At 70.6% G+C, this 20,205-nt stretch carries 15 protein-coding genes, 1 tRNA gene and 2 pseudogenes; 8 read left to right on the forward strand and 10 right to left on the reverse strand.

The genetic code is table 11. The features are described 5' to 3' along the window. The first annotated feature begins 235 nt into the window (after nucleotides 1-235). Nucleotides 236-1,420 (forward strand): pyridoxal phosphate-dependent aminotransferase, encoded by a 1,185-nt coding sequence (locus tag IE207_RS22425; RefSeq protein ID WP_190186067.1) that lies wholly within the window; start codon nucleotides 236-238, stop codon nucleotides 1,418-1,420. A gap of 269 nt (nucleotides 1,421-1,689) precedes the next feature. Then, entirely contained in the window at nucleotides 1,690-2,841 is a 1,152-nt protein-coding gene (locus tag IE207_RS22430) for a putative hexosyltransferase (RefSeq protein ID WP_229873891.1), read from the forward strand. A 4-nt stretch (nucleotides 2,842-2,845) separates the two neighbouring features. Here IE207_RS22430 and IE207_RS22435 read toward each other — a convergent pair whose 3' ends face one another. Both IE207_RS22435 and clpB read right to left on the reverse strand, forming a co-directional pair. After that, on the reverse strand, nucleotides 2,846-3,388 hold the full coding sequence (locus tag IE207_RS22435) for a type III secretion system chaperone family protein (RefSeq protein ID WP_190186068.1): 543 nt from the start codon (nucleotides 3,386-3,388) through the stop codon (nucleotides 2,846-2,848). A 157-nt stretch (nucleotides 3,389-3,545) separates the two neighbouring features. After that, nucleotides 3,546-6,161: an ATP-dependent chaperone ClpB gene (gene clpB, locus IE207_RS22440; RefSeq protein WP_190186069.1), complete on the reverse strand. Its 2,616-nt coding sequence runs from the start codon at nucleotides 6,159-6,161 to the stop codon at nucleotides 3,546-3,548. 134 nt (nucleotides 6,162-6,295) lie between these two features. Between clpB and IE207_RS22445 the strand changes: the two genes are divergently transcribed. Beyond that, nucleotides 6,296-6,700: a pyridoxamine 5'-phosphate oxidase family protein gene (locus IE207_RS22445; protein WP_190186070.1), complete on the forward strand. Its 405-nt coding sequence runs from the start codon at nucleotides 6,296-6,298 to the stop codon at nucleotides 6,698-6,700. Between the two features lie 163 nt (nucleotides 6,701-6,863). On the opposite strand, the gene IE207_RS22450 is transcribed toward IE207_RS22445, so the two are convergent. Next, nucleotides 6,864-7,145 carry a Rieske (2Fe-2S) protein gene (locus IE207_RS22450; RefSeq protein ID WP_136210630.1) on the reverse strand — a complete coding sequence of 94 codons (282 nt, stop codon included), beginning with the start codon at nucleotides 7,143-7,145 and terminating at the stop codon, nucleotides 6,864-6,866. Nucleotides 7,146-7,487: 342 nt separating this feature from the next. On the opposite strand from IE207_RS22450, the gene IE207_RS22455 reads away from it, so the two are divergent. Then, complete coding sequence (locus IE207_RS22455) at nucleotides 7,488-8,522, forward strand: helix-turn-helix transcriptional regulator (protein ID WP_190186071.1); 1,035 nt, start codon at nucleotides 7,488-7,490, stop codon at nucleotides 8,520-8,522. A gap of 76 nt (nucleotides 8,523-8,598) precedes the next feature. Here the strand turns inward: IE207_RS22455 and IE207_RS22460 are convergent, their stop codons facing one another. The 4 genes from IE207_RS22460 to dnaK are packed head-to-tail and all read right to left on the reverse strand — an operon-like array spanning nucleotide 8,599 to nucleotide 12,813. Next, on the reverse strand, nucleotides 8,599-9,045 hold the full coding sequence (locus IE207_RS22460) for a heat shock protein transcriptional repressor HspR (protein WP_190186072.1): 447 nt from the start codon (nucleotides 9,043-9,045) through the stop codon (nucleotides 8,599-8,601). A gap of 1 nt (nucleotide 9,046) precedes the next feature. Next, a complete protein-coding gene (gene dnaJ, locus IE207_RS22465) occupies nucleotides 9,047-10,231 on the reverse strand; it encodes a molecular chaperone DnaJ (RefSeq protein WP_190186073.1) in 1,185 nt (394 codons plus the stop codon). Between the two features lie 39 nt (nucleotides 10,232-10,270). Then, nucleotides 10,271-10,954, reverse strand: a complete 684-nt coding sequence (grpE, locus tag IE207_RS22470; RefSeq protein WP_190186074.1) for a nucleotide exchange factor GrpE — start codon at nucleotides 10,952-10,954, stop codon at nucleotides 10,271-10,273. Next, nucleotides 10,954-12,813 (reverse strand): molecular chaperone DnaK, encoded by a 1,860-nt coding sequence (dnaK, locus tag IE207_RS22475; RefSeq protein ID WP_190186075.1) that lies wholly within the window; start codon nucleotides 12,811-12,813, stop codon nucleotides 10,954-10,956. Before dnaK ends, grpE begins: the two co-directional genes overlap by 1 nt. A gap of 208 nt (nucleotides 12,814-13,021) precedes the next feature. On the opposite strand from dnaK, the gene IE207_RS22480 reads away from it, so the two are divergent. The 3 genes and pseudogenes from IE207_RS22480 (at nucleotide 13,022) to IE207_RS22490 (ending at nucleotide 17,868) form a co-directional block, all read left to right on the forward strand. Next, nucleotides 13,022-13,648: a sugar transferase gene (locus tag IE207_RS22480; protein WP_190186076.1), complete on the forward strand. Its 627-nt coding sequence runs from the start codon at nucleotides 13,022-13,024 to the stop codon at nucleotides 13,646-13,648. 110 nt (nucleotides 13,649-13,758) lie between these two features. Continuing rightward, nucleotides 13,759-16,017 (forward strand): annotated as a pseudogene (locus IE207_RS22485) ((Fe-S)-binding protein); the annotation flags it as partial. A gap of 903 nt (nucleotides 16,018-16,920) precedes the next feature. Further along, nucleotides 16,921-17,868: a Yip1 family protein gene (locus tag IE207_RS22490; protein WP_190186078.1), complete on the forward strand. Its 948-nt coding sequence runs from the start codon at nucleotides 16,921-16,923 to the stop codon at nucleotides 17,866-17,868. Between the two features lie 79 nt (nucleotides 17,869-17,947). On the opposite strand, the gene IE207_RS22495 is transcribed toward IE207_RS22490, so the two are convergent. After that, nucleotides 17,948-18,445, reverse strand: a complete 498-nt coding sequence (locus IE207_RS22495) for a phosphoribosyltransferase (RefSeq protein ID WP_190186079.1) — start codon at nucleotides 18,443-18,445, stop codon at nucleotides 17,948-17,950. Beyond that, nucleotides 18,442-19,029: a dCTP deaminase gene (gene dcd, locus IE207_RS22500; protein ID WP_190186080.1), complete on the reverse strand. Its 588-nt coding sequence runs from the start codon at nucleotides 19,027-19,029 to the stop codon at nucleotides 18,442-18,444. The genes IE207_RS22495 and dcd overlap by 4 nt, the downstream gene beginning before the upstream one ends. Nucleotides 19,030-19,496: 467 nt before the next feature. Here dcd and IE207_RS22505 point away from each other — a divergent pair. Further along, a tRNA-Gly gene (locus IE207_RS22505) sits at nucleotides 19,497-19,570 on the forward strand. A 126-nt stretch (nucleotides 19,571-19,696) separates the two neighbouring features. Here IE207_RS22505 and IE207_RS22510 read toward each other — a convergent pair. Then, a pseudogene (locus tag IE207_RS22510) lies at nucleotides 19,697-20,053 on the reverse strand (tyrosine-type recombinase/integrase); the annotation flags it as partial. Nucleotides 20,054-20,205: the final 152 nt, after the last annotated feature.

Here is a 20,205-nt window from a genome sequence, read left to right on the forward strand (position 1 = left end):
GCTGCCACTGCGGCTTCCGCTGCCGCCGCTCGCGCCGGAGGCCGCCTTGACGGCCACCACGACGACCCCGACGACGAAGACACCCAAGAGCACTACGGCAAGAACCATCTTCTCGCCCCTCTCTGAACCCCCGGATCCCCGGGGTGCGGGACCCCCGTGTCCCGTGTGCGGGGGAGATGCCCGCAGGCCACCCGCGCCAAAGCACACTTGAGCAACTCCAGAGGTTGCCCGCAGGATGGCCGCCATGAGCGCACCCGCGGGCGGCAGCCGCCCCTTCCTGAACCGCCGTCTGGCGGCCTTCGGCACCACGATCTTCGCGGAGATGTCGGCCCTGGCCACCGCCACCGGGTCGATCAACCTGGGCCAGGGGTTCCCCGACACCGACGGTCCCGCCGAGATCGCCGAAGCGGCCGTACGCGCGATCCGGGACGGCAGGGGCAACCAGTACCCGCCGGGCCCGGGCGTCCCGGAGCTGCGGCTCGCGATCGCCGAACACCAGCGGCGCTTCTACGGGCTGTCGTACGACCCCGACACGGAGGTCCTGGTCACGGCCGGCGCCACGGAGGCCATCGCGGCGGCGCTCCTGGCCCTGCTCGAACCGGGTGACGAGGTCATCGCCCTGGAGCCGTACTACGACTCCTACGCCGCCTGCATCGCCATGGCCGGCGCGGTCCGCGTGCCGCTGACGCTGCGCGCCCCGGACTTCCGCCTCGACGCGGACGCCCTGCGCGCCGCCGTCACCCCCCGAACCCGGCTGCTCCTGCTGAACACCCCGCACAATCCCACGGGCACGGTCTTGACCCCGGCGGAGCTGGCGGCCGTCGCCGAGCTGGCGATCGAGCGGGACCTGCTGGTCGTCACCGACGAGGTCTACGAGCACCTGGTCTTCGACGGCTCGCACGTCCCGCTGGCCTCCCTGCCCGGCATGCGCGAGCGTACGGTCACCATCTCCTCGGCCGGCAAGACGTTCTCGTTCACCGGGTGGAAGGTCGGCTGGATCACCGCTCCGCCCGCGCTGGTCTCCGCCGTGCGCTCCACGAAGCAGTTCCTCACGTACGTCTCCTCGGGCCCCTTCCAGCACGCGATCGCCGAAGCCCTGGCCCTGCCGGACTCCTTCTACGAGACCTTCCGCGCGGACCACCTCGCCAAGCGCGATCTGCTCGCCGACGGCCTCGCGGCGGCGGGCTTCGAGGTGTTCCGCCCTCAGGGCACGTACTTCATCACCACCGACATCACCCCCCTCGGCGAGAAGGACGGCCTCGCCTTCTGCCGCGCCCTGCCGACCCGCTGCGGCGTGGTGGCCATCCCGAACCAGGTCTTCTACGACGACCGGTCCGCCGGCGCCCCCCAGGTCCGCTGGGCCTTCTGCAAACGCGACGAGGTCCTCCGCGAGGCCGTCGCCCGCCTCGGCCGGCTGTAGCGCTAGGGTGCGCGAGCACCCGAACGGGTGTGTGCGGGTCCCTCGAAAGACTGTGTCGGGGAATCGTCGTTCGAGGCTTTCACCTGGGGAAACGGTGGTGTGGGCGGGTGTCGGGGGGAAGTCGGCCAGAGGGTTGGGCTCGTAGGGTTTGCCCCGTCGTGGGGAGGCCGGCCGGGAGCCCGTTCCACCGCGGGCTCCGGCGTATCGGCGCCGGAGTGAGGCTGACGTACGCGAACGCGCCGGAAGCGCCGGCGGGAAGACCGGGAGACATGGCTGCGGTTTCGACGGGTCCGGCGGTGTCCCTTCGGCCGCCGCAGACGCGCACGGACGGCCCGTCGCCGGCCCTCCTCGCGCTCGGGGTGTTCGCCGCAGTACGCGGGGCGGGTGTCCTGGTCATCGCCGCCGGCGCCTGGTGGACCGGCCGGGACCCGGTCCGGGTGCTCGGCGGTTCCTGGGACTCCGTCTGGTACCTCGGGATCGCCGCCCACGGGTACGGGCGGACCCAGATGTGGGCGAACGGCTCCGTCCAGAGCGACTACGCCTTCTTCCCGCTCTACCCCGTACTGGTGCGCCTCGCGGGCGGCACCGCGCTGGCCGCGCTGGCCGTGGCGTGGGCCGCCGCCTCCGCGGCCGCACTCGGGGTCCACCGGGTCGGCGAACGGCTGCTGGGTGCCCGCGGCGGAGTCCTGCTGGTCGCACTGTGGGCGGCGCTGCCGCACTCCGTGGTGCTCAGCGCCGGCTACACCGAGGCACTGCTGGCCGCACTCGCCGCCTGGGCGCTGTACGCGCTGCTGCGGGAGCGCTGGCTGTGGGCCACGGCCCTCGCGGTCCTCGCGGGACTGACCCGGCCCACGGGGATCGCCGTCGCCGCCGCGGTGTCCCTGACGGCCCTGCACGCGCTGGCGATACGGGGCCCCCGCGCGCCCGAGGTGTGGGCGGCCGCGCTGCTGGCCCCGGCCGGCTGGGCCGCGTACGTCCTGGCGGTGGGGGTGCGCACGGGGCGTCCCGTCGGCGGGTACTTCACCGTCCAGCGGCGCTGGGGGTCCCGCTTCGACTTCGGCGTGGGCACGCTGCGCGACGCCGAGAAGGTGCTGACCGGCGGCCCCGTACCGCTGGCCACCACCGTCACCGTGGCGGTGCTGGTCGTGGCGGCGCTGCTGGCGGTGCCGCTGGTGCTGGACCGGGCACCGCTGGCGCTGCTCGCGTACACCGGGGTGCTGATGGTGATCACCTACGGCGGGGGCGGCTTCTTCGAGTCGAAGCCGCGCTTCCTGCTGCCCGCGTTCCCGCTGCTGCTGGCCCCGTCCGCCGTGATGGCCAGAGCCCGGCCCCGCACCGCGGTCGTGGTGACCGCGGTGCTGGCCGGGCTCTCGTACGGCTATGGGGTGTACCTGCTCCTGGTGGCGCGGGTACCGCTGTGACGGGTCAGTTCTCCTCGTCGCCCTTGTCGTCCCCGCCGTCGGCGGAGTCGGCGTCCTGCTCCAGGCCGAGCTGCTCGACGAGCCACTTGTCGAACTCGATCGAGGCGCGGACCCAGCTGACGGTGGAGGACACGAAGTGCTCCAGGCTGACGCCGGTGCCGACCAGCATCTGCGCTTCGCCGATCAGGCGGACGGAGCCGTCGTCGTGCGTGTGGCTGTAGACCTTCGGCCACAGGGTGCGGCGGTTCCAGTCGTCGATCGTCTCCAGCAGCTGCGGCTTGTCTTCGATGCCGTGCGGACGGTCGTAGAAGGTCCGCACCGAGAAGACCTGCTGCTCGCCGTCGCCGCGGAACATGAAGTACGTCCGGAACTCCTCCCACGGCGCCGCGAGGTCACCCTCGTCGTCGACGACGTACTTGAGCTCCATCTGCTCCAGCAGCTGCTTGACCAGGTCCTGGTCGGGGACGACGGGGCCCGCCGGTCCTGTGGCCTGCGGATCGGGCTGCTGCCCTCCGAAATTCGGAATCGAGGCCGGGTCGATGCTCACCGTGTACTTCCCTTCGTGCGGATGATGTCATCCTCCCCCATCGGTCCTACCCCGTGTCCAGCCCCGCACGTGCGATCCGCTCCGGGCGGACACGAGTAGGGCCCGGGTAAGGGCCGGGCCGGATCGGGGCCCCGTCGCCCGGGGCCCCGGTCCCGCCTCACAGCACCTTGCCGACCAGCAGGTCCTCACCCGCCACGTCCACCCGTACCGTGTCGCCCTCGCGGACCTCGCCCGCCAGGATCTCCTTGGCGAGGCGGTCGCCGACGGCCGTCTGGATCAGGCGGCGCAGCGGCCGGGCGCCGTACGCCGGGTCGTTGCCCTTGTCCGCCAGCCAGGCCAGGGCCTCCGGCGTGACGTCCAGGGTCAGCCGGCGGTCGGCGAGGCGCTTGGCGAGGCGGCCGATCTGGAGCTCGGCGATGTGGGCCAGCTCGTCGCGGGTCAGCGCGGAGAAAACCACCAGGTCGTCCAGGCGGTTGAGGAACTCCGGCTTGAAGGAGGCCCGCACCACTTCCAGGACCTTGGCCTTGCGGTCCTCCGGGGAGGCCGACGCGTCCGTCAGGCCGGGACCGCTCAGGAACTGGCTGCCCAGGTTGGAGGTCAGGATCAGGATGGTGTTGCGGAAGTCCACCGTCCGGCCCTGCCCGTCCGTGAGGCGGCCGTCGTCCAGGACCTGGAGCAGGATGTCGAAGACCTCGGGGTGGGCCTTTTCCACCTCGTCCAGCAGGACGACCGAGTAGGGGCGCCGGCGCACGGCCTCGGTGAGCTGGCCGCCCTCCTCGTAGCCGACGTAGCCGGGCGGCGCGCCGACCAGCCGGGCCACGGAGTGCTTCTCGCCGTACTCGGACATGTCGATGCGGACCATCGCCCGCTCGTCGTCGAAGAGGAAGTCGGCGAGCGCCTTGGCCAGCTCGGTCTTGCCCACGCCCGTCGGGCCGAGGAAGAGGAACGAGCCCGTCGGCCGGTCCGGGTCCGCGATGCCCGCCCGGGTGCGGCGCACGGCGTCGGAAACGGCCCGTACGGCCTCCTCCTGGCCGATCAGACGGCGGCCCAGCTCGGCCTCCATGCGCAGCAGCTTCTGCGTCTCGCCTTCGAGCAGGCGGCCCGAGGGGATGCCCGTCCAGGCGCCGACCACGTCCGCGATGTCGTCCGGGCCCACCTCGTCCTTGACCATGGCGTCCTTGGCCGGACCGGCCTGGGTGGCCTCCGCCTCGGCTTCCGTGGCCTCCGCGAGCTCGCGCTCCAGCGCGGGGATCTCCCCGTACAGCAGCTTGGACGCCGCGTCGAAATCGCCGTCGCGCTGGGCGCGCTCGGCCTGTCCGCGCAGGTCGTCCAGGCGCTCCTTGAGCTCGCCGACGCGGTTGAGGGACTGCTTCTCCTTCTCCCAGCGTGCGGTCAGGCCGCGCAGTTCCTCCTCCTTGTCCGCCAGGTCCTTGCGGATCTTCTCCAGGCGCTCGATGGAGGCCGGGTCGGACTCGTTCTTGAGCGCCAGCTCCTCCATGCGCAGCCGGTCGACCGAACGCTGGAGCTCGTCGATCTCCACAGGCGAGGAGTCGATCTCCATGCGGAGCCGGGACGCGGCCTCGTCCACCAGGTCGATGGCCTTGTCCGGAAGGAAGCGGGAGGTGATGTAGCGGTCCGAGAGGGTGGCTGCGGCGACGAGCGCGCTGTCGTTGATGACGACCTTGTGGTGGGCCTCGTAGCGGCCCTTGAGGCCGCGCAGGATGGCGATGGTGTCCTCGACGGTCGGCTCCGCGACCAGCACCTGCTGGAAGCGGCGCTCCAGCGCCGGGTCCTTCTCGATCCGCTCGCGGTACTCGTCCAGCGTGGTCGCGCCGACCATGCGCAGTTCACCGCGCGCGAGCATGGGCTTGAGCATGTTGCCCGCGTCCATGGCCGAATCCCCGCCGGCGCCGGCCCCGACGACCGTGTGCAGCTCGTCGATGAAGGTGATGATCTGGCCGTCGCTGGACTTGATCTCGGCGAGGACGGTCTTGAGCCGCTCCTCGAACTCGCCTCGGTACTTCGCACCGGCGACCATGGCGCCGAGGTCGAGGGCGACGAGCCGCTTGTTCTTGAGGGACTCGGGGACGTCGCCCTTGACGATGCGCTGGGCCAGGCCCTCGACCACGGCCGTCTTGCCGACGCCGGGCTCGCCGATGAGCACCGGGTTGTTCTTCGTGCGGCGGGACAGGACCTGTACGACGCGGCGGATCTCGTGGTCGCGGCCGATGACCGGGTCGAGCTTGCCCTCGCGGGCGGCCGCCGTGAAGTCGGTGCCGAACTTCTCCAGGGCCTTGTACTGGCCCTCGGGGTCGGGAGTGGTCACCCGCCGCCCTCCTCGTGCGTTCTCGAAGGCGTCCAGCAGCTTGCGCGCCGTCGCGCCCTGGGCGGTCAGGACCTCGCCGGCCGCGCCGCCCTTGGCGGCGAGGGCGATGAGGAGGTGTTCGGTGGAAAGGTACTCGTCGCCGAGCTTCCCGGCCCGGTCGTCGGCCTCCGCGAGCACGGCGAGCAGCTCGCGCGTGGGCTGCGGGGGCGCGACCGTGGATCCGGTGACGCTGGGCAGGGCGGCCAGCAGCCGCTCGGCTCCGGTGCGCACGGCGGCCTGGTCGGCCCCGGTCGCGGCGAGCAGGTCGACGAGGTTCTCGTTGTCCTCGCCGGCGAGGAGAGCCAGCAGCAGGTGCGCGGGGGTCAGGTCCGGGTGGCCGTCCTTGACGGCCCTGCTGGTGGCCGCGTTCAGCGCGTCCCGGCTCTTGTTCGTCAGCTCGGCGTCCACCGCCGCTCTCCTCTCCCTGACAGGGTCTGGTCTGACAGACACAGCGTGTACAAAGTTGAGTCTATTCCACTCAAGGCGGTTTTACGACGGCCACTGCCGAATGACACGGACGGGCGCGGACGTACGCTCGGCCCATGGCCCACGACGTACTCCACCCGACGCCCGAATACCTCGCCTTCTGGCGGGAGCGGCACGTCTGCACCCTCACCACCCACCGCCCGGACGGCAGCCCGCACGTGGTGCCGGTGGGCGTCACGTACGACCCCGAGGCGGGACTGGCCCGGGTGATCAGCAACAAGCACAGCAAGAAGGTCCGCAACGTGCTGGCGGCGCCGAACGGCGTCGCGAGGGTGGCGGTGTGCCAGATGGAGGGCCGGCGCTGGGCCACCCTGGAGGGACGCGCCACGGTCCGTACGGACGAGGCGTCGGTGGCCGACGCGGTGGCGCGCTACGCGCAGCGGTACGGGCGGACGCCCTCGCCCAATCCGGACCGGGTCGTCCTGGAGATCACGCTGGACCGGGCGATGGGCCGCGCCTGAGGCGCCGGCCGCCGGGGCCGCCGAAGGCCGCCGACGGTCGCCGAAGGCCGCCGACGGTCGCCGAAGGCAGCGGACATCACAACGGCGCCATCGTGGTCAGGTCCACGATGGCGCCGTTGTGTGGGGGTAGCACCTGAGCGATGTGCAACGAGGGGGAATCGCTTCAGGCACTTCGGGGGGTGGCGGCGGTGATATCGGGCTCGAACAGCTGGTGGTCACGCTGGTCGAGGTTGACGAAGACCATGCCGTACCGCACTTCGCAGCGGACGGGCTGCGGTGCGCCCCGGGGGCGGCGCAGACAGCGGTAGGCCCGGACGTCTTCGTCCTCTTCTCGTACTACGACGATCGGCTGGCCGAACAGGGTGACCATCAACGAGTCGCCGGCGTGGGGGATCGCCGTGGCGAGGTCGATGAACTGCCATCCCGACCGGTACGCCGAAGCCATCTCGCGACGGAAGTCACGATCGTCGGGGGTCACCGGGAAACCTGCGCAGGCGCGGTGTCCCAACCGAGGTCTTGCGGAGCCGTGTTCCAGCCGAGATCGTGCTTGCCTACCGACTCGACGGGCGCACCGGCGCTGGCCTGAACGCTTCCCGCGTCCCCGCTGACGGCGACGACTGCCCCGAAGACCGCAACGGCGGAGAAAACAACGGCAAGCGCCGAGCGAAGCATTCTCTTATACATGGTCGGCTTCGTCCTCACTTGATGGAATCCTCTCCCCCGCAGTGACAGACGATGGCTCATTCAGGCACGTCAGTGCCACAGGGACGATGCATCATGTTCTTACATGTTCAGGACCCTGGGGGGTGGAGATTTGGCAAGAAGCGAGACAAACCCGACACATCCCCACCCCGTCACGGCGATGTGCGCCGAGGGAGCACGCCTTTACGCGGCCGCGCTCAGCAACGGCCGCGTCGCCCGCGGTGAGGTCAGGAACGCCCCCTGCCTGCTCGAATTCGCCCTACTGAGACCCGACCCCGATGACGCGAACCAGCTCCGCGCGGTTCCCCCGTCCGTCGCGCTGGCCCAGCGGCTCCACCCCATCGAACGCGAGATCCAGGACCGCAGACGCACTGCTGTAGATCTCACCGATGCATTCGAGCCGTTCCTCGCCATCAGTGCGCAGAGTCCCGCCAACACCCACGCCATCACGGTGCTGGAGGGGATCGACCAGATCAACGCCGCCCTGGACCTGGCCACCGCCGAGTGCCACACCGAGGCCCTGACCGTCCAGCCGGGCGGCGCCCGGCCCACGTTCATCCTCAGCGAGGCCCTGGAGCGCGCCGCGCCCCTGATAGACCGCGGGGTGGGCATCCGTACGCTCTACCAGCACACGGTGCGGCACAGCCAGGGCACGCTCGCCTACGTGGACCGCATCTCCACGGGGAAAGTGGAGATCCGCACGCTGGAAGAGCTGATAGAGCGCCTCATGATCTTCGACCGGACGGTGGCGTTCATCCCCGCGAGCGACGACCGCCGGGTGGCCCTGGAACTGCGCCACCCGGGACTGGTCGACTACCTCATCAAGGTCTTCGAACAACTGTGGCGCAGAGCAGTGCCGTTGGGCGACGAGGTGACGTACACGCACACGCCGGATGGTATCTCCGGCGTGCAGCGCTCCATAGCCCAGCTGCTCATAGAGGGGCACGTGGACGAGGCGATCGCGCGCCGGCTGGGGATGAACGTACGCACCTGCCGCGCCCACATCGCGAAGCTGGCGACCACCCTGGGCAGCGGCAGCCGCGCCCAACTCGGCTTCCTCATAGCCCAGTCGGGCATCCTCCACAGCACGCCCCCACCACTGCCCCCGGGCCACGTCTGACGCCCCGGAACGCGAAACCCCGCCCGGTTGCCCCGGCGGGGTCCTGCGCGCGGACGGCCCTTCGGGCGGACGGTCCTCAGCCCTGCGGGCGCTTGGGGCGCCAGACGACCAGGGCGCTGCCCGGCTGCGGGGGCTGGTAGGGGACCAGGTCCCGCCGGTACGAGGCGTGCACCTGTGCTTCCCTGGCCCGCAGGGCGGCGGCCGCACCGTCCACAGCGCTGGACAGTTCGGCCACGCGCTGCTGGAGCGCCGCGACCTGGTTCTCCAGCTCGATGATCCGCTTGATCCCCGCCAGGTTGATGCCCTCGTCCTGGGACAGCGCCTGCACCGTACGGAGCAGCTCGATGTCTCTGGCCGAATACCGACGTCCGCGGCCGGCCGTCCGGTCCGGTGAGACCAGCCCGAGGCGGTCGTACTGGCGCAGGGTCTGCGGATGCAGGCCCGAGAGCTGGGCGGCCACCGAGATCACGTAGACCGGTGTCTCATCGGTCAGTTGGTACGGGTTCCTGCGGCGGCCGTCCATCTCATGCTCCCTTCGCGGACTCGAACAGCGCGGCACGCGGGTCCTCGGACCCGGTCGCGTCGCGGTACATCTCCAGCGCCTCGCGGGCCTTGTCCGACAGCTCCGCCGGGACGGCCACCTCAACCGTCACCAGCAGGTCGCCGCGGGTGCCGTCCTTGCGGACCGCGCCCTTGCCCCGAGCGCGCATCGTACGGCCGCCCGGCGTCCCCGGGGGCAGTTTCAGCGTGACCGAAGGGCCGTTCAGCGTGGGCACCTTGATCTCGGCGCCGAGCGCCGCCTCTGCGAACGTCACCGGGACGGTCACCGTCAAGTTGTCGTCCTTGCGGCCGAACACGGGGTGGCTGCCGACGTGGACGACCACGTACAGGTCGCCGGCGGGACCGCCGCGCTCGCCCGGGGCGCCCTTGCCGCGCAGCCGGATCCGCTGGCCGTCGAAGACGCCCGCCGGGATCCGGACCTGCATGGTGCGGGAACTGCGGGCCCGGCCGCTCCCCTTGCAGACGTCACAGGGGGTCTCGGCGATCAGGCCGCGGCCCTTGCAGTCCGCGCAGGGGTCGGTCAGCGAGAAGCCGCCGCCGCTGCCCCGCGACACCTGGCCGGTACCGACGCAGGTCGGGCACACGCGGGGGGTGCCGTTCTTGTCGCCGGTGCCCGAACAGGCCTTGCAGGGCGCCTGCGAGGACATCCGGAGCGGGACCGTGGCCCCGTCCACCGCCTCCGTGAAGGAGAGGGTGACCTCCGACTCGATGTCCTGGCCGCGGCGCGGCTGGGTGCGGGTCCCCGCACCGGGGCCCGCGCCGCCGCGGTTGAACAGGCCGCCGAAGACGTCCCCGAGGCCGCCGCCGAACCCGCCGCCCGCGCCACCCGGCTGGGTACCGCCGAAGAGGTCACCGAGGTCGAAGTTGAACGAGCCGCCGGCCCCGCCGGGACCGGGGCGGAAGCCACCGTTCCCGAACAGGGCACGGGCCTCGTCGTACTCCTTGCGCTTCTTCGCGTCCCCGAGGATGTCGTTCGCCTCGGAGATCTCCTTGAAGCGCTCCTCGGCCGAGGCGTCGCCCTTGTTGGCGTCCGGGTGGAACTCGCGGGCGAGCTTCCGGTACGCCTTCTTGATCTCGGCCTCGGTGGCGTCCTTGGGGACACCGAGGACCTTGTAGTAGTCCTTCTCGACGAAGTCCTTCGTGCTCATCCCCGGTGGCCCTCCTCTCGTACACCTACATGTTCGACGTCAGCCCTTGTCCGGGGCATCCGTGTCCTTGTCAGACGGCGCGTCGCCGTCCGCGGACTCGGACTTCGCGGCAGGAGCCGCGCCCGGCTGGGGCTCGGCCACCGCGACCCGGGCGGGACGGATGGTGCGCTCGCCGATCCGGTAGCCGGGCTGCAGGATCGCCACGCAGGTCGTCTCGGTGACGTCCGGCGCGTACGAGTGCATCAGGGCCTCGTGGACCGTCGGGTCGAAGGGCTCGCCCTCCTTGCCGAACTGCTGCAACCCCATCTTGGCGGCGGCCGTCTCCAGCGATTCGGCCACCGACTTGAAGCCGCCGACCAGCTCGCCGTGCTCCCGCGCCCGGCCGATGTCGTCCAGGGTGGGGAGCAGTTCCGTCAGGAGGGACGCGACCGCGATCTCCTTGACGGCGATCCGGTCCCGCTCCACCCGACGGCGGTAGTTCTGGTACTCCGCCTGGAGCCGCTGGAGGTCCGCGGTGCGCTCGTTCAGCGCGGTGCGGGCCTGGTCCAGCTGCGCCACGAGGGCGCTCTCCTTGCCGAGGGCCTCGGCTGCTGCGTCCCCGGCCGGGGCCGCCTCGTCCTCCTTGGAGGAGTCGGCGGCCTTCGGCTCGGCTGCCGCGTCGTCCGCGCCGGCGCCGGTGGGGACTTCGGGCTCCTCGTCGAAACCCTTGGTCTCCTCCGACATCAGGCAGCGCCGCCCTTCGGCTTCTCGTCGTCCACGATCTCGGCGTCGACCACGTCGTCGTCGGCCTTGGCCTGACCGGCGTCCGCCGCGCCGCCCGCGGCCTGGGCCGCCTGGGCGTCGGCGTAGATCGCCTGGCCGAGCTTCTGGCTGACCGCCGCGACCTTCTCCGTCGCCGTACGGATCTCGGCGGTGTTGTCGCCCTCGGCGGAGTCGCCCTTGAGCTTCTCCTTGAGCTCCGCGACGGCCGCCTCGACCTCGGTCTTGACGTCGGCCGGGACCTTGTCCTCGTTGTCCTTGACGAACTTCTCCGTCTGGTACACGAGCTGCTCGGCCTGGTTGCGGGTCTCCGCGGCCTCCTTGCGGCGCAGGTCCTCGTCCGCGTACTGCTCCGCCTCCTGGCGCATGCGGTCGACCTCGTCCTTGCCGAGCGAAGAGCCGCCGGTGACGGTCATCTTCTGCTCCTTGCCCGTGCCGAGGTCCTTGGCCGTGACGTGCATGATGCCGTTGGCGTCGATGTCGAAGGAGACCTCGATCTGCGGGACGCCACGCGGGGCCGGCGGCAGACCGGTCAGCTCGAACATGCCGAGCTTCTTGTTGTACGCCGCGATCTCGCGCTCGCCCTGGTAGACCTGGATCTGCACCGACGGCTGGTTGTCCTCGGCCGTCGTGAAGATCTCCGACCGCTTGGTCGGGATGGTCGTGTTGCGCTCGATGAGCTTGGTCATGATGCCGCCCTTGGTCTCGATACCCAGGGACAGCGGGGTCACGTCGAGGAGCAGGACGTCCTTGACCTCACCCTTGAGCACACCGGCCTGGAGGGTCGCGCCGATGGCGACGACCTCGTCCGGGTTGACGCCCTTGTTGGCGTCCTGACCGCCGGTGAGCTCCTTGACGAGCTCGGCGACGGCCGGCATGCGGGTGGAGCCGCCGACCAGGACCACGTGGTCGATCTCGGACAGCTGGATGCCGGCGTCCTTGATGACGTTGTGGAACGGGGTCTTGCAGCGGTCGAGCAGGTCCGCGGTCAGCTGCTGGAACTGGGCGCGGGTGAGCTTCTCGTCCAGGTGCAGCGGGCCCTCGGCGGACGCCGTGATGTAGGGCAGGTTGATCGTGGTCTCCGTGGAGGAGGACAGCTCGATCTTCGCCTTCTCGGCGGCCTCGCGCAGACGCTGGAGCGCCATCTTGTCCTTGGACAGGTCGACGCCGTGGCCGTTGGCGAACTGCTTCACCAGGTAGTCGACGACGCGCTGGTCCCAGTCGTCACCACCGAGGTGGTTGTCACCGTTGGTGGCCTTCACCTCGACGACGCCGTCACCGATCTCCAGGAGGGACACGTCGAAGGTGCCGCCACCGAGGTCGAAGACGAGAATGGTCTGGTCGTCCTTGTCGAGACCGTAGGCCAGGGCGGCGGCGGTCGGCTCGTTGACGATGCGCAGGACGTTCAGACCCGCGATCTCACCGGCCTCCTTCGTCGCCTGACGCTCGGAGTCGTTGAAGTAGGCCGGGACGGTGATGACCGCGTCCGTGACCTTCTCACCCAGGTACGCCTCGGCGTCGCGCTTCAGCTTCTGCAGGATGAAGGCGCTCATCTGCTGCGGGTTGAAGTCCTTGCCGTCCAGGTTGATCTTCCAGTCGGTGCCCATGTGGCGCTTGACCGAGCGGATCGTACGGTCCACGTTCGTGACCGCCTGGCGCTTGGCGACCTCGCCGACGAGGACCTCGCCGTTCTTGGCGAAGGCGACGACGGACGGCGTGGTCCTGGCGCCCTCGGCGTTGGTGATGACGGTGGGCTCGCCGCCTTCCAGAACGCTGACGACGGAGTTAGTGGTGCCCAGGTCGATGCCGACCGCACGTGCCATTTTGATTCCTCCAGCTGACTTGAGTGGAACAGACTCAAGCATGCGGGAAGCCCCCGGCCCGCGTCAACAGAGGTGAGCCGAGTCGACTCAACTCTTACGCCAGTCTTACGCTCAACCGGAGCCGGGGCGCCTGGGGCGGAGGGCCGAGCGGGCGACGCCTGCCGCGCGTCACCCCGGACGCGGGGCGGCCGTGCGGCACGGTGCGTGCATGCCGCTGCCGCCCCTCACGCTCCCCGCGCTCCGGCGTCCCGCCCCGCCGCTCCCGCGGCCGGACCTCTCGGCGAAGCGGGTGCTCGACCTCCTCGGCGCACTGCTGCTGGCCGCCGCCTTCGCCGCCCCGCTGCTGGCGGCGGGCGCGGTGCTGTACGCGGCCCGGTCCGGGCGGCGCGGGACGCCGCGGCGCCGGACGCCGGGCGGGCGCGTCCTCGTACGGGAACCGGCGGCGGGGCCGGGCGGGCGCGTCCTCGTACGGGAACCGGCGGCGGGGCCGGGCGGGCGGACGTTCCGGACCTGGCGGCTGCGGACGGAGGGCGCCGGGCGGGCGGGCGAACTCGTCGAGTGGTGCGCCCTGGACGTGATGCCGCAGCTGCTCAACGTGCTGCGGGGTGAGATGTCACTGGTCGGCCCGCGCCCCGAAGCGGACGTGGACAGGGCCGATAGGCTGCTCGTGCGGCCCGGTATGACCGGATTGTGGCAAGTGAGCACCCGCTCCGACCTGCCCTGGGAAGAGATGGCCCTGCTGGACCGGCACTATGTGGAGAGTCACTGGCTGGGGACGGATCTGGCGATCCTCGCCCGGACCCCTCGGGCGGCCTGCCGACACAGGCATGCCTGAGCGACACAGATCACCGCTCGCCCACCTACATTGCGGCGCGGGAACTGGGTAACCTCAAGCCTTGACTCAATAAGTTACCGCTTAGTAAGTCCCGCCCGAGGAGCCGTCCCATGCAACTCGCCGCGATCATCGTGTCGCTGGTCCTGACCGTGATCGGCGTCGCGCTCATCGCCCGAGCCGTGGCGCAGATCTACCGCTTCGTGAAGCTGGGCCAGCCGGTGCCGGCGGGCAGCCGCACCGACGACCCGACGGCCCGCAGCCTCACGCTGGCCAAGGAGTTCGTCGGCCACACCCGGATGAACCGGTGGGGCGTCATCGGCGTCGCCCACTGGTTCGTCGCCGTGGGCTTCCTGACCCTCGGGCTGACGATCGTCACGGCCTACGGCCAGCTGTTCAAGGCCGACTGGGTGCTGCCGGTCCTCGGCGGCTGGCTGCCGTACGAGCTCTACACCGAGTTCATCGCGCTGTTCACCACCCTCGGCATCCTGACCCTGATGGGCGTCCGGCTGGCGAGCCTGCCCTCGCGGGCGGGCCGCAAGTCCCGCTTCGCCGGCTCGAAGGCGGGCCAGGCGTACTTCGTCGAGTACGTGATCCTCACCATCGGCCTCGCGATCATGACCCTGCGCGGCCTGGAGGGCGCGATCCACGGCGTCGGGCACTACGAGGCCTCGTACTGGGCCTCGTACCCCCTGGTGCTCGCGTTCAAGGGCCTCTCCTACGGCACCCTGCAGAACCTGGTCTACCTGACCGCCATGATCAAGCTGGGCGTCACCATGACCTGGGCCATCACGGTCGGCCTCAACACCAACATGGGTGTCGCCTGGCACCGCTTCCTCGCCTTCCCCAACATCTGGTTCAAGCGGAACGCGGACGGCGCGACCGCGCTGGGCGCGCTCCAGCCGATGACCAGCGGCGGCAAGGAGATCGACTTCGAGGAGCCGGGCGAGGACGACGTCTTCGGCGTCTCCCAGGTCGAGCAGTTCTCCTGGAAGGGCATCCTCGACTTCTCCACCTGCACCGAGTGCGGGCGTTGCCAGTCGCAGTGCCCCGCCTGGAACACGGGCAAGCCGCTCTCGCCGAAGCTCCTGATCATGTCGCTGCGCGACCACGCGCACGCCAAGGCGCCTTACCTGCTCGCGGGTGGCGGCAAGGACATGGAGGGCAACGAGAAGGCGTCCGCCGAGCAGTTGAAGGACGTCCCCGCCTCCGCCCTGGCCGAGGCGGAGCGTCCGCTGATCGGCACGGTCGAGGAGAACGGCGTCATCGACCCCGACGTGCTGTGGTCCTGCACCACGTGCGGTGCGTGCGTCGAGCAGTGCCCGGTCGACATCGAGCACATCGACCACATCGTCGACATGCGGCGCTACCAGGTGATGATCGAGAGCGCGTTCCCGTCCGAGGCGGGCACGATGCTCAAGAACCTGGAGAAGAAGGGCAACCCCTGGGGCCTGGCCAAGAAGCAGCGGGTGGAGTGGACCAAGGAGGTCGACTTCGAGGTCCCGATCATCGGCAAGGACGCGGAGGACCTCTCCGAGTTCGACTACCTCTACTGGGTCGGCTGCGCCGGCGCGCTGGAGGACCGGGCGAAGAAGACCACGAAGGCCTTCGCGGAGCTGCTGAACATCGCGGGCGTCAAGTTCGCGATCATGGGCGGGGACGAGAAGTGCACCGGTGACTCGCCGCGCCGCCTGGGCAACGAGCCGCTGTTCCAGCAGCTGGCGCAGGAGAACGTGGCCATGCTGAACATGGCCTTCGGCGAGGACGACGAGGACCCGCAGACGAAGAAGCCGAAGTCGGCGAAGCGGATCGTCTCGACCTGCCCGCACTGCTTCAACACCATCGCGAACGAGTACCCGCAGCTGGGCGGCGAGTACGAGGTCATCCACCACACGCAGCTGCTCCAGCACCTGATCGACGAGGGCCGGCTGACGCCGGTGACGCCGGTCGACGGGCTGATCACGTACCACGACCCCTGCTACCTGGGCCGGCACAACAAGGTCTACACGCCGCCGCGCGAGATCATGTCGGCCGTGCCGGGGCTGCGGCAGCAGGAGATGCACCGCCACAAGGAGCGGGGCTTCTGCTGTGGCGCGGGCGGCGCGCGGATGTGGATGGAGGAGCGGATCGGCAAGCGCATCAACAACGAGCGCGTCGACGAGGCCTTGTCCCTGAACCCGGACATCGTGTCGACGGCCTGCCCGTTCTGCCTGGTGATGCTGACCGACTCGGTGAACGGCAAGAAGAACGACGGCCAGGCCAAGGAGTCCGTCCAGGTGGTGGACGTGGCGCAGCTGCTGCTGGAGTCGGTGAAGGCCCCGGAACCGGACGCGGAGGCGCTGGCGCTGGCCGAGGCGGAGGAGGCGGCGGCTGCCGCTGCCGCCAAGGCGGAGGCCGAAGCCGCGGAGGCCGCCAAGGCGGAGGCGGCGGCCCAGGCCGAGGCGGAAGCCGAAGCGGCTGCCGCAAAGGCCGAGGCGGAGGCGGAGGCCGAAGCTGCGGCTGCGGCTGCGGCTGCGGCTGCGGCTGCGGCTGCGGCTGCGGCCAAGGCGGAGTCTGGGGCCGACGCCCCCGCGACGGAGGCCGTGGCCGACACCGCACCGGCGCCCGACGCCAAGGCCGACGCCCCGGCGGCGCAGGCCGAGCCGAAGGCAGAGGCCGCCAAGGCCGACGCGCCCGCGGCGGAAGCCGAGGCGGCTGCCGCCAAGGCCGAGGCCGACGCCCCCGCGACGGACACCGAGCCGAAGGCGGAGGCCGCCAAGGCCGAGACGAAGGCCGAGGCCGACACAGAACCGGCGCCCGAGGCCAAGGCCGACGCCCCCGCGGCGCACGCCGAGCCGAAGGCGCAGGCCGCCAAGGCCGACGCCCCCGTGGCGCAGGCCGAGCCGAAGGCAGAGGCCGCCAAGGCCGACGCGCCCGTGACGGACACCGAGCCGAAGGCGGAGGCCGCCGACGCCGGGGCCAAGGCCGAGGCCAAGGCCGACGCAGAAGCGGAAGCCGCCCCCAAGGCCGAGCCGGCCGAGCCGGAGGCCGAGGGCGTCAAGTAGGTCCACGCGGCTCCCCGCAGGTCCCCGCCGTCACAGCGGCATCGCAACGGCCGGTCCCCCACCCGAGGGGGGCCGGCCGTTCCGGCTTCCCCCGGAGGGCCACGGCGGCCCCGGGGACCCCCCAAGGAGCCCCCAGGGAATCCCCTAGGGGATGTCACAGCTCAGCCGCAAAGGACGCCGGTTCCGGCCGCCCGTCCACCCCCGCCCGCCGGACCAGGTACTTTCGATCACGTGGCTGGATTCAGGATCGGACGCGGCCGGGACAACAACCGCACCCCGCAGCAACCCCCGCAACACCCCTCGCGGCAGCAGCCGTACGGGCGGCAGGCGCCAGGCGCGCCGCAGGCCCCGTACGGCCGCCAGGCCTACCCTCCCGCCGGCCCGCCGCCTCAGCAGCAGTGGCCCCAGCAGGCCGCCGGCGGCGCCGGGGACCAGGGCGAGCCCGAGTACTTCGACCCCTACGGTCAACCGCACCCACCGCACCCCCACCCGTACCAGCAGCCCCCGCACGAGGCCTCGTACGCCGACAACCCCGGCTACACCCAGGCCTTCTCCATCGGCGAGGACCCGTACGGCCAGGCCGCGCCCTACCAGGGCGCGACCTACCAGGCCGGCGCCACCCCGGCCCCCCCGGCCGGTCCGCGGCTGCACTGGAAGGAACTCCTGCGCGGCATCGTGATGCGGCCGGGCCCGACGTTCTTCCGGATGCGGGACTACCCCGTCTGGGGCCCGGCGCTGATCGTGACGTTCATCTACGGCATGCTCGCGGTCTTCGGCTTCGACAAGGCCCGCGAGGACGCCATCAAGGCCACCCTCACCCAGGCCGTCCCGATCGTCCTCAGCACCGGCGTCGCGTTCGTCATCTGCGGCCTGATCCTGGGCGGCGTCACCCACACCCTCGCCCGCCAACTGGGCGGCGACGGCGCGTGGCAGCCGACCGTGGGCCTGTCGATGCTGGTCATGTCCATCACCGACGCGCCGCGCCTGCTGTTCGCGATCTTCCTCGGCGGCGACAACATGGTCGTCCAGATCCTGGGGTGGGCCACCTGGCTCGCGGCCGGCGCGCTCTTCACCTCGCTGATGAGCAAGTCGCACGACCTGCCCTGGCCGAAGGCGCTCGGCGCGTCCGCGATCCAGCTGGTAGCGCTCCTGTCGATCATCAAGCTCGGCACGATCTGAGCCCTCCACACCCATACGGAAGGGGACCGGCGCCACCGCGCCGGTCCCCTTCCGTACGTCGACCTGCCCCTCGCCGCCGTCAGGCGTCGAGTACCTGACCCTCGCGCTTGACCACGGGCGGTTCGACCGACCACGGGAAGTTGATCCACTCGTCGGTCTTCTTCCACACGTACTCGCACTTCACGAGCGAGTGCGACTTCTCGTAGATGACGGCCGACCGGACCTCCGCCACCGTCCCCAGGCAGAAGTCGTGCACCAGCTTGAGCGTCTTGCCGGTGTCGGCGACGTCGTCGGCGATCAGCACCTTCTTGTCGGTGAAGTCGATCGCCTCGGGGACCGGTGCCAGCATGACCGGCATCTCCAGCGTCGTGCCGACGCCCGTGTAGAACTCCACGTTGACCAGGTGGATGTTCTTGCAGTCCAGCGCGTACGCCAGCCCGCCGGCGACGAAGACGCCGCCGCGGGCGATGCTCAGGATGATGTCGGGCTCGTAGCCGTCGTCGGCGATGGTCTGCGCCAGCTCGCGCACGGCGCGCCCGAACCCGTCGTAGGTCAGGTTCTCGCGTACTTCGCTCATGCCTCGTGCCTCACCTGGGTGCGGTGGAAGTTCTGGAAGGAGCGCGACGCCGTCGGCCCGCGCTGGCCCTGGTACCGCGATCCGTACCGCTCGCTGCCGTACGGGAACTCGGCGGGGGAGCTCAGCCGGAACAGGCACAGCTGGCCGATCTTCATCCCCGGCCACAGCTTGATCGGCAGGGTGGCGAGGTTCGACAGCTCCAAGGTCACGTGGCCCGAGAAGCCCGGGTCGATGAAGCCGGCGGTGGAATGCGTGACCAGCCCCAGGCGGCCGAGGCTCGACTTCCCCTCCAGCCGGGAGGCGATGTCCTCGGGCAGCGAGATGACCTCGTAGGTCGAGGCGAGCACGAACTCGCCCGGGTGGAGGATGAACGCCTCGTCCCCGTCCGGCTCGACCATCCGGGTCAGGTCCGGCTGCTCGGTGGCGGGGTCGATGTGGGCGTAGCGGTGGTTCTCGAAGACCCGGAAGAACCGGTCGAGACGCACATCGATGCTGGAGGGCTGCACCATCGACTCGTCGAACGGGTCGATGCGAACCCGTCCGCTGTCGATCTCGGCCCGGATGTCTTTGTCAGAGAGAAGCACGTCCCGAGGATACGCAGAGCGCCCGGGCCACCCCCAATCGAGAGCGGCGCCCGCGCGCCCCGCCTCCCCGCCCCGACGACTACCGCTTCGGGCCGCCCACGGGCACGGCATGCCTCAGCCGCGCACACCGCGGACACCGCAGCAACCGCCCGGGCCCGATCCGGGCGGCACCGAGCTGCCGCAACGGGAAGGAGGCGGTGCTGAACACGTGCCCTTCGGCACAACGGACGACGGTGTGCTCCATCGAGTCCCTTTCCCCAACGAGCCGTACTACGACGAATCGCCACATTAGGGGATGACCCGAACCCACTCCAGCCGCCGCTCCGAACCTTAAGCTACCCCCCAACTCCCGCCCCCACGAACCCTCCTGCCGCCCACGAACGACAACGACCCCGCGGCGGATTCACCGGGGGTCGATCATGAGGTAGAGTGGGCAAAGATGGGGTTCCAGACAGCTGGATACCTATGCGGATGTAGTTTAATGGTAGAACATGAGCTTCCCAAGCTTATAGCGCGGGTTCGATTCCCGTCATCCGCTCCACAGCAAAGCCCCAGGTCAGCGACCTGGGGTTTGTTTGTTGTCTAGACCTCTTCGGGCCCGCGTGTCATTCGCGTGCCATAACTCTCCTGACAGGGCGTCAGGTTGCTGTCGCGCCCCCTGTGAGGATCACCTCGCCCGAGCAGTCCGCCCGGATGCCGGCGGCGCGGGCACGAACATGTGCCCGGCCCCAGCCGGGCTGGGCCGCCCCCTGTCGCCGGGCACCCGCTGGAGCCGCACGGTGGCGTCGATGTCGTCGGCGAGCCTGCGCTGGTGCTCCTTCGTGGAGTGCTGGTAGATCAGCTGGGCCCGCTCCGGGGACTGGCCCGCGCGGACCATGAGGTCCTTCAGCTTGGCGCCGGTGTCGGCGGCGAGGGTGTTCCCGGTGTGGCGCAGATCGTAGAAGCGGAACTCCTTCGGCATGGCGACCGCCTCGCGGGCTTTGCGCCACTTCCTGCCGAAGGAGGTCCCACGCAGGGGTGCGCCCACCGAAGAGGCGGGGCGCCGCGGTGGTAGTCACCCGCACCGCCCACATCCGTACGACGCACGATCAGCACACCCTCGTCGTCAACGACCGACGGCAGCCGGAACCGCTCACCTCGTTCCAGACGGAGCAAGTTATCGGCCAAGACACTCCA

It is taken from the genome of Streptomyces cirratus, assembly GCF_014650775.1.
Lineage (GTDB): Bacteria > Actinomycetota > Actinomycetes > Streptomycetales > Streptomycetaceae > Streptomyces > Streptomyces cirratus.

Excerpts from the sequence above, each read along its gene's own strand:
- IE207_RS22480 (WP_190186076.1), top strand. The coding sequence starts at position 13,022 with ATGCCGCTGCCGCCCCTCACGCTCCCCGCGCTCCGGCGTCCCGCCCCG.
- IE207_RS22445 (WP_190186070.1), top strand. The coding sequence starts at position 6,296 with ATGGCCCACGACGTACTCCACCCGACGCCCGAATACCTCGCCTTCTGG.
- IE207_RS22495 (WP_190186079.1), bottom strand. The coding sequence starts at position 18,445 with ATGAGCGAAGTACGCGAGAACCTGACCTACGACGGGTTCGGGCGCGCC.
- dnaK (WP_190186075.1), bottom strand. The coding sequence starts at position 12,813 with ATGGCACGTGCGGTCGGCATCGACCTGGGCACCACTAACTCCGTCGTC.
- IE207_RS22455 (WP_190186071.1), top strand. The coding sequence starts at position 7,488 with ATGTTCAGGACCCTGGGGGGTGGAGATTTGGCAAGAAGCGAGACAAAC.
- grpE (WP_190186074.1), bottom strand. The coding sequence starts at position 10,954 with ATGTCGGAGGAGACCAAGGGTTTCGACGAGGAGCCCGAAGTCCCCACC.
- IE207_RS22425 (WP_190186067.1), top strand. The coding sequence starts at position 236 with ATGGCCGCCATGAGCGCACCCGCGGGCGGCAGCCGCCCCTTCCTGAAC.
- dnaJ (WP_190186073.1), bottom strand. The coding sequence starts at position 10,231 with ATGAGCACGAAGGACTTCGTCGAGAAGGACTACTACAAGGTCCTCGGT.
- IE207_RS22460 (WP_190186072.1), bottom strand. The coding sequence starts at position 9,045 with ATGGACGGCCGCCGCAGGAACCCGTACCAACTGACCGATGAGACACCG.
- IE207_RS22430 (WP_229873891.1), top strand. The coding sequence starts at position 1,690 with ATGGCTGCGGTTTCGACGGGTCCGGCGGTGTCCCTTCGGCCGCCGCAG.
- IE207_RS22450 (WP_136210630.1), bottom strand. The coding sequence starts at position 7,145 with ATGGCTTCGGCGTACCGGTCGGGATGGCAGTTCATCGACCTCGCCACG.